Genomic DNA, 11,544 nt, shown 5'->3' on the forward strand with positions numbered 1-11,544 from the left:
CGTCGGGAAGGTCGAAGAGTTCCGGACCCGATTCCCCCGCGAACACCCGGAGTTCCGGCCGCAGCCGGTCCAGGACCTCACCGAGCCGGGTCAGTCCCGACCAGGCCTGGGCGTCCCGCGCGCTCGCGGGGCCGAACGCGGCGAGGTAGCGCAACAGCATCGTGTCGATGGACGGCGCGGCGGACAGTGGACGACCCACCCACGACTCCAGCGTCGACAGCGCCGGCTGCCCCGACCTGCCCCACAGCCCGCGCGGCGGAACCTGGACCATCGGGACCAGTCCCCGCACCCCGTGGGCGAGCGCGGCGCCGTCGCGGCCGGGGAACCGCTCCTCGAGCAGGGGCCGCATCTGCGATTGCGTGCGGGGTTCGTCACGCACCAGTTCGCGTCCCGCGGCGGCGAGGGCGCCGAGGTCGATCCCGTCGAGACTCGACCGGTACTGCGTGTTGGTGTGGAGGTCGCGGTCGAGCAGCGGTTGCGTCAGCGGACGGAACGAGAGCGCGTCCGAGGACGACAGGGCGAACACCGTCCCGCGCATCGCGACGATCCGCACCACCGCGCGTTTCTCGATGAGGTCCGACAGCGACTCGGCGCGGAATCGTGTCAACCGCGCCCACAGTGCGAAGTACGGCGGGGCCGGAGCCTGGGCCTGCAGTCCGCAGAGGTGCTCGATCATGTCGAGGGCGGACGCGTCCGAACGGCTCAGCAGCGATTGCCGGGCCAGTGTCGCCCTGCCCAGCGCTCGATTCGACATGCGGTCGGACCCCACCGTGAACCCCTTCGTTAGTTAGCCCCAGTACCGTATTTGATTACGCCCGTTCACCGACCCCTCCAGGAGGACCCCATGGCCGCCGGATCGACCACCGCAGCCAGGGCTCTCCTGCCCGTCATGTGCTTCGTCGTGATGATTGTCGCCGTTCTGCAGACGTTGGTGGTGCCGATCGTCGGGACCATCGGTGCGCAACTCGACGTCGGCCCCACCGCCGTCGGCTGGCTCCTCACCGCGAACCTCCTCGCGGCCGCCACCGCGACACCCGTCCTCGGCCGCCTCGCCGATCTCCGCGGCAAACGACCCGTCCTGCTCGGTGTGCTCGTGGTCGTCCTGCTCGGCTCCCTGATCGGTGCGCTGTCGACGTCCGTGGGAGTGCTGATCTTCGCCCGCGTGCTCCAGGGCGTGTCGTTCGCGCTGTTCCCCATCGGCATCGCGGTCCTGCGTGACGAACTTCCCGCCGAGAAGCTGACCGGGGCGATGGGGATCTTCTCCGGCACCCTCGGATTCGGCGGATGCTTCGGCATCGTCCTCACCGGTGTGCTGGTCTCCGACGGCGCCGACTTCCACCGCATCTTCTGGCTGTCGTCGGCCATCACCGCCGCCGGACTCGTCCTCGCCTGGATCGCCATCCCCCGCCGCCCGCGCGTCGGCACGGGTTCCATCGACTGGATCGGCGCGGCCGGTCTCGCCGCCGGCCTGGTCCTCGTCCTGCTGCCGCTCGCCGAGGGCGGAACCTGGGGCTGGACGTCGCCCGTCACCATCGTCAGCGGAATCGCCGGAATCCTGGTCCTGATCGGCTGGTTCCTCTACGAACGCAGGATCACGGACCCACTCGTCGCGCCCCGGCTGCTGACCAACCCACCCGTCCTCGTCACCCACCTGTCCGCGCTCGTGGTCGGCATGTCGATGTTCGTGATGTTCCTGGGCAGCTCGTACTTCGTCCAGACCCCGCGCGCGGTGGCCGGATACGGCTTCGGGGCCACCGTCCTCGAGGCCAGCACCGTGTACCTGCTGCCGGGCGCGATCAGCGGCGTCCTCGCCTCGATCCTCAGCGGGAAACTGATCCACCGCTTCGGTTCCCGTGCCGTCCTCATCGCCGCGAGCGTCGTCGGCGTCAGCGGTTTCGTCGTGTTCGTCTTCGCCCACGACCGCACGTGGGAAGTCATCGCGGCCATCCTGCTGGTCAACACGTACATCAGCCTCGCCTACGCGTCGCTGCCGTCGCTGCTCGTGGCCGAGGTCCGGCAGGACGAGACCGGCGTCGCGAACAGCATCAACTCCATCGCCCGGTCCGTGGGCAGTTCATTCGCCAGTGCGCTGCTCGCGACCCTGCTCGCCGGCATCACCATCGACGGAACGGACGTCCCGACCGAATCGGCGTACGTGATCGCGTTCGTCGTCGGCGCGACCGCGGCCGCCCTCGCCGGGCTGCTGCCGTTCTTCGGGATCACGCGCACCACCCGCACCCCGTCCGACGAGGAGGAGGACGAGGTCCACGCGACCGCCCTCGCGGCCGAATGGGGCACGGTCGGTGGCCTCGGCGGAGCGAACACCAGAGGTTCGGGTGAGCGCTCCGGTCAGAGCGTGAGGTTGGCTCCCGAGTCCTGATCGAACAGGGCGATCTTCGCCCGGTCGAACCACAATTCCACCGGCCTGCCGTGCGCCGCGGACGATTCGGTCGACAACCGGGCGACCAGCTGCCCGCCGCCTGCGACCGCGGTCCCCGAGTCGGCGGCGAGCTCCTCGAGTTCCCGGGAGGTCACCTGCGGTCCCTCGGCCGTGAAATAGGCGTACTTGTCCGAACCCATCGACTCGAGCACCTCGACGTTGGCCGTGAACGTGGCACCGGCCGCCCTCTGCCCCTCGTCCACGAGCCCCACGTCCTCGAAGTGCTCGGGCCGGATCCCGACGACGACGTCCTTCGCCGTGTTCGACGACCCGATCGTGTCGCGTGTCTCCGGAGGCAGTGTGAACTCGCCGAGCGGCGTCGACACCCCGTCGGCAGTGAGCTGCCCCGGGAAGAAGTTCATCGACGGCGAGCCGATGAACCCGGCGACGAACAGGTTGTTCGGGTGGTCGTACAGATCCTGCGGCGCCCCGATCTGCTGGACCACGCCGCCCCGCAGCACCACCACCCGATCGCCGAGGGTCATCGCCTCGGTCTGGTCGTGCGTGACGTACACCGTGGTGGTGCCGAGTCGCTGTTGCAGCCGGGCGATCTCGGTGCGCATCTGGACGCGGAGTTTGGCGTCGAGGTTCGACAGCGGCTCGTCCATCAGGAACGCCTTGGGGCTGCGGACGATCGCCCGGCCCATCGCGACCCGCTGCCGCTGTCCGCCCGACAGATTGGCCGGTTTGCGATCGAGGTGCTGGGTGAGGTCGAGGATCTTGGCGGCGTCGTCCACCTTCGCCGCGATGTCCGACTTCGACATCTTCGCCAGGGTGAGCGGGAACGCGATGTTCTGCCGCACCGTCATGTGCGGGTACAGCGCGTACGACTGGAACACCATCGCGATGTCGCGGTCCTTCGGCGCCTTCTCGTTGACCCGCTCCCCCGCGATGCGCAGTTCACCGGACGAGATGTCCTCCAGCCCGGCGATCATGTTGAGAGTGGTCGACTTTCCGCAACCGGACGGTCCGACCAGAATGATGAATTCGCCGTCGGCGATCGTGATGTCGACGTCGCTCACCGCCTTGGCGCCGTCCGGGTACAGCTTCGTCACCTTGTCGAGCACGATTTCGGCCACAGAATTATCCCTTCACTGCGCCGGAGGTCAGACCGGCCACGATGCGTCGTTGGAAGAACAGCACGAAGATGATGATCGGGATCGTGATCACCATTGCGGCCGCGGCGATCGAGCCCGTCGGCTCCTCGAACTGGGAGGCGCCGGTGAAGTTCGCGATCGCGGCCGGCGCGGTGATGGACCGTTCCGTCGAGGTCAGCGAGATCGCGAACAACAGGTCGTTCCAGCAGAAGATGAAGACCAGGATCGCGGCGGTGACGATGCCCGGTGCCGCCAGCGGTGCCACGACCTTCCGGAACGCCTGCGCCGGAGTGGCGCCGTCCATCTTGGCCGCCTTCTCGAGCTCCCAGGGAATCTCCTTGAAGAAGGCCGACAACGTGTAGATGGCCAGCGGGAGGGCGAACGTGATGTACGGGAGGATCAGACCCGCCCAGGTGTCGAACAGCCCCAGTCTGCGCTCGATGTCGAACAGCGGGCTCACCAGGGAGATCTGGGGGAACATCGCGATCAGCAGGGCCACACCGACCAGCAGCTTCTTGCCCGGGAAGTCCAGCCGGGCAATGGCGTAGGCGGCCATGGTGCCGATGACGACGGCGATCACGGTGGAGATGAGGCCGATGCCGATGGAGTTGATCAGCGCACTGGTGAACGCGTTGGTCTGGAAGATCCCGCGATAATTGTCGAGTGTCCACTTCTGCGGAATGAACTTACCGTCCTTGATCGTTCCCGCGGGTTTGAACGACAGGCTGGCGATCCACAGCACCGGGACCAGTGCGTAGAGCAGGACGAGCAGGTTGACCACGGACCAGCTGATCTTGCGGCGAGGTGTGTCGACGACGGCCATGGCTATCGGTTTCCTTCCGTGTCGGACCCGGGAGCCGAGGCGCCGAACAGCTTGATGAACACGAACGCGAGCAGTGCGACGCAGAGGAAGATCAGGACGCTGATCGCCGAGCCGATACCGAGGTTGAACGCCTTGAACAGGTTGTCGTAGCCGAGGATCGACAACGATCCGGTGTCGTTGGCGCCCTTGGTGAGGACGTAGATGTTGTCGAAGATCCGGAACGCGTCGAGGGTGCGAAACAACAGCGCCACGAGGATCGCGGGTTTCATCAGCGGCAGGATGATCCGCACCAGCCGCGTCCACGCCCCGGCGCCGTCGACCTGCGCGGCCTTGAGGAGGTCGTCGGGAACGAGGGCCAGTCCGGCGAGCAGCAGCAGCGCCATGAACGGCGTCGTCTTCCACACCTCGGCGAGCACGATGATCGCCAGCGACGGAATCTGCTGCGTCAGCGGGGCGCTGCCGTCGGGCAGCAGGTTGGCGAGATACCCGGTGCCCGGGGTCCACGCGTAGTACCAGCTGTATGCGGCGGCCACGGTGACGATGCCGTACGGGATCAGCACCACCGTCCGCACGATGCCCTTCCCGACCAGTGTCCGGTGCATCACGAGCGCCAGGATCAGGCCCAGGACGAACTCGATGACCACCGACACGACCGTGATGCCCACCGTCACCGCGAAGGCCTGCCACCAGTACGCGTCCGACAGCACCGACACGTAGTTCGCGAGGCCCACGAATTTGCGGTCGTCGGGAAACCGGAGGTCGTAACGCTGCAGGCTCAGCCACACCGCGTAGACGACGGGGTAGGCCGTGACCGCGACCATGAGGATCGCGGCGGGAGCCACCAACCACAAACCCAGTCGGCGTTCGGCCTTCTTCCCTTCCGAGATCTGCTTCTTCGACGCGACTTTCGGCTCCTCGGCCCGGTCCGCCTGCACGGTTTCGGTCGTCACGGGATCAGCCCTTCCGAGTTGACAGCCTTGCGTACCTGTTCGGCGAGTTCGTCGACGGTGCGCGGCGGGTCGATGTCACCGACCGGATTCAGCGTGTCGGTGATCAGGGTCGAAATGCTCTGGTACGCCGGTGACACCGGGCGGACGGATGCCGTCTCGAGGCTCTCCCGCACCTCACGCCACGCGGGGTACGCCTCCTGGAACGCCGGGTCGTCGTACAGGCTCGCCAACGTCGGCGGCACACCACCGTCGACGGCGTTGTTGCGCTGGTTCTCCTCGTTCCGCAGGCACGACACCGCCTCGAACGCCAGGTCCCGGTGCTGGCTGGTCTTCGCGACCGCGATGTTGAACCCGCCGATCGTCACCTCGGCCGGTCGCCCGGGGATCACCGACGGGTACGGCGCCGGGAGGAAGTTCTGCTGACCGTCGACGGTGAGCACCGTGTTGCCCGTGTCCACAGACGTCGGGTTGCCCTTCTCGTCGATGAACGGCAGGTCCCCCTTCTCGGCGTTCTCGATCATGCCCGGCAGCACGAACGGCCAATTGACCTCGAACGCAGCCTTTCCGCTCTCCATCCCCAGCCGGGACGACGCCTCGTCGCCCTGGGAAACCGACGGGTCGGCACCCTCCGCGGTGGCCACCCGCTTCATGACCTCGAGCGCCTTCAGCGCGGCGTCGCCGTCCGCGACCGTCACGGTGGTCCCGTCCTCGGCGACGACGGACCCGCCCGCGCTCGCGAGCAGGGTGTTGAACCACACCATCAGACCCTCGTACTGCTTGCCCTGCACCCCGATCCAACTGGGCCGGCCCTCCGCCGCGAGGCCCTCCGCAATGTCGATCATCTGATCCCACGTCTGCGGCGGCTGCCCGTCCGGCATGAGGTCCTTGCGGTACCACAGCAACTGGGTGTTGGTGTTCAACGGCGCGGCGTACAGCTGGTCCTGCCACTTCGCGGATTCGAGGGGGCCTTCGAGCGTGCCCTCGCTGACCTCCGCCGCGATGCCGGGTGGGAGCGGCACCGCCCAGCCGGCCTCGGCGAACTCGGCGGTCCACACCACGTCGAGTGTCATGATGTCGAGCGACGTGTCGTTTCCGGTGAGCCGGCGAGCCAGCTGGAGCCGCTGATCGTCCGCGCCCTTCGGCAGCGTGCGCTGCTCCACGGTGTACCGGCCGCCTGCCGCGGCCGTGCAGTTGGCCGCGGCCTCCGCATATTGTTCGGCGCCGTCGGCAGCCGTGTAGAAGCTGAGGACGATGCCCTCTTCGGACGACCCGCACGCAGCCAGCAGGGGAACGGTGAGGACGGCGGCCGCACCGATCAGTCCCCACTTCAGCGAGCGTCCGGGCTTGGTGCGATGCAGCACAGCCGCCTCCTCGAGCGGCCCCTCACGGATCCAGTCGCGGTACGGCTGGGCACGCGGGCCCGCACATTTGTTCCTGCCGGAACGCGCACTCCACCGACAGGTCACGGTTTCGGCGCGGGCCTGGGCCCACGCATTGCGCCGTAAACCTATCCGACATCGTCGGCGAACTGGGTGAAATCGCCGCGAACGTCGCGAATAGGACGCAATCCGTGACCCGGCCGCAACCCGCAGGCCGAGGCGAGAGCGCCGATCAGAGCGCCAGCTTGGCCAGCATGTCCCTGGCCTTCTCCGCCGACTTCGGCTCGCACAGCACGTCGTACCGGCCGGCGACCAGTTGCATCGTCGACGCGAAGTCCCGGGTTCCCCGCGTCGCCGCGTACGGGATCGTCGTGGAGATCAGCCCGAAGATGATCCCGCCGACGATGCCGACCACGAGCGGCGCCAGGAAACCGCCCGTGACGATGCCCAGCAGCAAACCGAAGAACACGCCGAGCCAGGCGCCCGAAACGATGCCCCCGCCAATCACTTTCGCCCAGGTGAGGCGGCCCAGCACCCGCTCGACCTGCATGAGGTTGACACCCACGATGGTGACGTCCTCCACCGAGAATTCCTGATCGGAGAGGTAGTCGACGGCGCGCTGCGCCTCCGCGTAGGTGGGATACGAACCGATGGGCCAGCCCGTGGGGGGTTCCGGCAGAGCCCCACGCCGCGCCCCATTGGACTGTCCGAGTGGATTCGTCATCGTCAGCTGGTCTCCTCGTGTGGTTCTCTCAGGATCGGTCCTGTGACAACCATTCTGCCTGCTGAGGCTATTTCTCGTCGGGTCGCACGAACTCGGTGGTCCGTTTCATACCCGCGGCGCGCCCCTTGGCCGAGATCACGAGCGCCATCTTGCGACTCGCCTCGTCGATCATCTCGTCGCCGAGCATCACGGCACCGCGACCGCCGCCGGCCGCGGAGGTGTGGAACTCGTAGGCGTCCAGGATCAGTTCGGCCCGGTCGTAATCGTCCTGACGGGGGCTGAACACGTCGTTCGCTGCCTCGATCTGGGTGGGATGCAGCACCCACTTGCCGTCGAAGCCGAGCGCGGCCGTGCGCTGCGCCGACCGACGGAACGCCTCCACGTCGCGGATCTGCAGGTAGGGACCGTCGATGGCCTGCACCCCGTGCGCGCGGGCGGCCATCAGGATGGTCATCAGGATGTGGTGGTAGGCGTCGCCGCGGTCGTAGCCGTCCGGCTGCTCCCCGACGACCAGCGTGCGCATGTTGATGCTCGCCATGAAGTCGGCGGGACCGAACACCAGGGTCTGCACGCGGGGGCTGGCCGTCGCGATGGCGTCGATGTTGGTGAGCCCGATCGCATTCTCGATCTGCGGCTCGATTCCGATCCGGCCGACCTCGAGCCCGTTGGCCTTCTCTATCTGGGTCAGCAGCAGGTCGAGGGCCTGAACATGGCTGGCGTCCGGCACTTTCGGCAGCAGGATCGCGTCGAGGTGGGCACCCGCACGTCCCACGACCTCGACGACGTCGGCGTACGTCCACTCGGTGGTCCAGTCGTTGACCCGCACCACCTTGATCTGGTCGCCCCACCCGTCCTCGGCGAGCGCCTCGGCGATAGTGCCGCGCGCTTCCTGCTTCGCGAGCGGTGCCACCGCGTCCTCGAGGTCGAGGAAGATCTCGTCCGCGGGCAGTCCCTTCGCCTTGTCGATCATCTTGCGGCTGCTGCCCGGAACGGCGAGCACCGATCGCCGTGGCCTGTAGACGGAACTCATGACGGACGATCCTCCACTTTCGCAGGTGTTCGATTCCCTGTATTTCTGTACAAGGATCTAGCCTGGCAATCATGGCAGCTGCGAACAAGGTTTTTGCAGCCAGGCTGGCCGGCCTGGTGGTGCTCGGCCCCGATGGGGAGTCGATCGGCCGCGTCCGGGACGTGGTGATCACCGCGCGCGTCGGCCGGCAGCAGCCGCGCGTCCTCGGACTGGTCATCGAATTGTTCACGCGCAAACGCATCTTCGTCCCGATGCTCCGCGTCACCGCCATCGAACCGAGCTCGGTGACACTCACCACCGGCAACGTCAGTCTTCGCCGATTCCAGCAGCGGCCCGGCGAGGTGCTCGCCCTCGCCCAGGTGGCGGATTCCCACGTGCGCGTGGACGACCCGGAACTCGAGGAGCTGCGGGACGCCGACATCATCGTCGTCGATCTGGGCATCGAGCAGACCCGCACCCGGGACTGGGTGGTGTCGAAGGTCGCGGTGCGCGGGCACCGTGGCCGACTCGGTCGCCGCGCCGCCATGCACGTCGTCGAATGGCAGCACGTCCAGGGCCTCACGCAGACCGACCTGGCGATGCCCGGCCAGGGCGTCTCGGCGCTGCTCACGCAGTTCGAGGGCATGCGCGCGGCCGACGTCGCGAACGCGATGCGGCTCCTCCCGGAGAAACGCCGCCACGAACTCGCTCTCGCACTCGACGACGAACGCCTCGCCGACGTCGTCCAGGAACTGCCCTCCGACGACCAGACGGACCTGCTCATGCACCTCGAGGTCGAGCGCGCCGCGGATGTCCTCGAGGCCATGGACCCCGATGACGCCGCCGACCTCCTCGGTGAGCTTCCCGAGACCGAGGCCGAATCGCTGCTGCAGCTGATGGACCCGCAGGACTCCGAGCCGGTCCGCCGGCTGCTCGAGCACTCCCCCGACACCGCGGGTGGTCTGATGACTCCGGAGCCGGTGGTCCTCACCGCGTCGACGACGGTCGCCGAGGCCCTGGCCCGCGCCCGGATCTCGGACGTCACCCCCGCCCTCGCGAGCATGGTGTTCGTCGTCCGCCCACCGACCGCGACCCCGACCGGCCGCTACCTCGGCTGCGTGCACCTGCAGAAACTGCTGCGCGAGCCGCCCGCGAGCCTGGTCGGCGGACTGCTCGACACCGATATGCCACGGCTGGCACCCGAGGATTCCCTGACGTCGGTGACCCGCTACTTCGCCACCTACAACCTGGTGTGCGGGCCGGTGGTCGACGACGAGGACCACCTGATCGGTGCGGTCACCGTCGACGATGTCCTGGACCACCTCCTCCCCGAGGACTGGCGCGAAGAGGAGATCGACGGATGAGCGAGAAATCAGCCAGCGCAGCCGCCCGGAGCCTGTCCGACCGACAGCGCCTCGACACCCCGCGGGGTACCCGCCGCTTCCGGGTCACGTACGACGTGGAGGCCGTCGGCCGGGCCAGCGAGAACTTCGCCCGGTTCCTCGGCACGGGCCGCTACCTGATGATTCAGACGGTGGTCGTGATCGTCTGGATCATCATCAACGTCTTCGCCGTCCGATTGCAGTGGGACCCGTACCCGTTCATCCTGCTCAACCTGGCGTTCTCCACTCAGGCCGCCTACGCGGCGCCGCTGATCCTCTTGGCGCAGAACCGCCAGGAGAACCGCGACCGCGTCTCCCTCGAGGAGGACCGCTCGCGCGCCGAGCAGACGAAGGCGGACACCGAGTTCCTCGCACGGGAACTGGCGGCTCTGCGCATCGCGATCGGTGAGGTCGCCACCCGCGACTACCTGCGGCGCGAACTCGACGAGATCAAGTCGCTGCTGGGCGACGAGGAAGACACGCGTACCCGGCGCAAATGAGGCTCGGCGAATCCCCGCAAACTCCGGCAGGGTCGATCACGTATATGTAACGTCAGCCACATCTTCTCGGATGTATGCGGTGTGCGAAAAGGAAGAGCACCGCAGGGGGTGATCGAGTGCGGATACGTGGACTGTTGACGGTGACTGCCCTGACAGTGGGCGCAGTTGCCACCCTCGGGTCCTCGACCGGCGGTTCTGCTGTCAGCGGCGCATCCGTCGGCACGAGTGCCGTCTATTCCACCGGCGGGGCGACGACGCTCGGAGCAGCTTCGATCACGCCGGGAACCACACCCCAGGCCGCGTACTTCCCGCCGTCGGGAATCCTGGCGCCGACACCCCGGATCGCGCGGTCCCAGAGGGCAGCTCCCCCGCCGCCCGCGCCCGCGCCGCTGCCCGCGGTGACAAATCCCACATCTCCGATGTCGCCGTCCGGCACCGGGCTCATCGCCGCACCGGTGATCCTGAGCGCTCTGGGCATCCCGGAGATCGTGCTCAACGCGTACCGGTCCGCGGAACTCGAGATGATGGCGCAGGCCCCGAAGTGCGGTCTGCCGTGGCATCTGCTGGCCGGTATCGGCCGCATCGAATCAGGGCATGCCGGCGGCGGCCGGACCGACTCGGTCGGCACCACGCTCACCCCGATCCTGGGCCCCGTTCTCGACGGCCGGCTGGCCGGCAACGAGGTCATCCGAGACACCGACCGCGGCGCCACGGACGGCGACCCCGGGCACGATCGCGCCGTCGGACCGATGCAGTTCATTCCGTCCACGTGGGCCAAGTACGCGTCCGACGGCAACGCGGACGGCGTGGCCGATCCGAACAACGTGTTCGACGCGACGCTGGCGGCCGCCCGCTACCTCTGCTCGGGTGGTCTCGACCTCCGCGATCCGCTCCAGGAAACTCGCGCGGTCCTGCGGTACAACAACTCTGCCGCGTACGCCGCCAACGTCATCACCTGGTCGAACGCCTACAGGAACGGTGGAACTCCGACGCCGAGCCAGCTGTCGGAGTCGGCCTCGCCGTCGCCCGGGCGTCTCGCCGACGCCGCCGCGGCCGAATCGGACCTTCCACGCGATCTCGCGACCACCCCGCAGCCGTCCACGGACGGCGCGGCCACTCCCGCGGCGCCCGCTCCGGCCCCGCCGATTCCTGGACTCCCGCCGCTGCCGCAACTGCCCTGCCTGATCTTCTGCCCGCCCGCCGACCCCGGCGCCCCGGCATCCGTCACGCCCGGCCCGGT

11 protein-coding genes are annotated in these 11,544 nt (G+C 68.1%); 4 read left to right on the plus strand and 7 right to left on the minus strand.

Annotation, left to right across the window (positions count from 1 at the left end; translation table 11 throughout):
• The coding region (locus G9373_RS43075) for a winged helix DNA-binding domain-containing protein (RefSeq protein WP_206033794.1) at nucleotides 1–754 on the minus strand (754 nt) is incomplete at its 3' end.
• A gap of 90 nt (nucleotides 755–844) precedes the next feature.
• Between G9373_RS43075 and G9373_RS43080 the strand changes: the two genes are divergently transcribed.
• Nucleotides 845–2,380: an MFS transporter gene (locus tag G9373_RS43080; protein WP_005573475.1), complete on the plus strand. Its 1,536-nt coding sequence runs from the start codon at nucleotides 845–847 to the stop codon at nucleotides 2,378–2,380.
• Here G9373_RS43080 and ugpC read toward each other — a convergent pair.
• The 6 genes from ugpC to G9373_RS43110 form a co-directional block, all read right to left on the minus strand.
• A complete protein-coding gene (ugpC, locus tag G9373_RS43085; RefSeq protein WP_206033798.1) occupies nucleotides 2,350–3,486 on the minus strand; it encodes a sn-glycerol-3-phosphate ABC transporter ATP-binding protein UgpC in 1,137 nt (378 codons plus the stop codon). The two genes, G9373_RS43080 and ugpC, sit on opposite strands and share 31 nt — an antisense overlap.
• Before the next feature lie 37 nt (nucleotides 3,487–3,523).
• Entirely contained in the window at nucleotides 3,524–4,360 is an 837-nt protein-coding gene (locus G9373_RS43090; RefSeq protein ID WP_005239292.1) for a carbohydrate ABC transporter permease, read from the minus strand.
• Between the two features lie 2 nt (nucleotides 4,361–4,362).
• Nucleotides 4,363–5,217, minus strand: coding sequence for a sugar ABC transporter permease (locus G9373_RS43095; RefSeq protein ID WP_206033800.1), 855 nt, complete (start codon nucleotides 5,215–5,217; stop codon nucleotides 4,363–4,365).
• An 89-nt stretch (nucleotides 5,218–5,306) separates the two neighbouring features.
• The gene (locus G9373_RS43100) at nucleotides 5,307–6,641 is read right to left on the minus strand and encodes an ABC transporter substrate-binding protein (RefSeq protein ID WP_167120973.1); all 1,335 of its coding nucleotides are present in this window, start codon (nucleotides 6,639–6,641) and stop codon (nucleotides 5,307–5,309) included.
• Between the two features lie 280 nt (nucleotides 6,642–6,921).
• The gene (locus tag G9373_RS43105) at nucleotides 6,922–7,413 is read right to left on the minus strand and encodes a general stress protein (protein WP_005239275.1); all 492 of its coding nucleotides are present in this window, start codon (nucleotides 7,411–7,413) and stop codon (nucleotides 6,922–6,924) included.
• 67 nt (nucleotides 7,414–7,480) lie between these two features.
• A complete protein-coding gene (locus tag G9373_RS43110) occupies nucleotides 7,481–8,443 on the minus strand; it encodes a CoA ester lyase (protein ID WP_005573471.1) in 963 nt (320 codons plus the stop codon).
• Nucleotides 8,444–8,514: 71 nt separating this feature from the next.
• Between G9373_RS43110 and G9373_RS43115 the strand changes: the two genes are divergently transcribed.
• From G9373_RS43115 to G9373_RS43125, 3 genes are all read left to right on the plus strand, one after another.
• Nucleotides 8,515–9,786, plus strand: coding sequence for a CBS domain-containing protein (locus G9373_RS43115; protein ID WP_005264648.1), 1,272 nt, complete (start codon nucleotides 8,515–8,517; stop codon nucleotides 9,784–9,786).
• Nucleotides 9,783–10,304: a DUF1003 domain-containing protein gene (locus tag G9373_RS43120; RefSeq protein ID WP_005264640.1), complete on the plus strand. Its 522-nt coding sequence runs from the start codon at nucleotides 9,783–9,785 to the stop codon at nucleotides 10,302–10,304. Before G9373_RS43115 ends, G9373_RS43120 begins: the two co-directional genes overlap by 4 nt.
• A 74-nt stretch (nucleotides 10,305–10,378) precedes the next feature.
• Nucleotides 10,379–11,544 (plus strand): lytic murein transglycosylase (locus tag G9373_RS43125; RefSeq protein WP_206033796.1); only part of this gene is annotated, 1,166 nt, incomplete at its 3' end.

The organism is Rhodococcus sp. A14 (assembly GCF_011603105.1).
GTDB classification, from domain to species: Bacteria; Actinomycetota; Actinomycetes; order Mycobacteriales; family Mycobacteriaceae; genus Rhodococcus_F; species Rhodococcus_F opacus.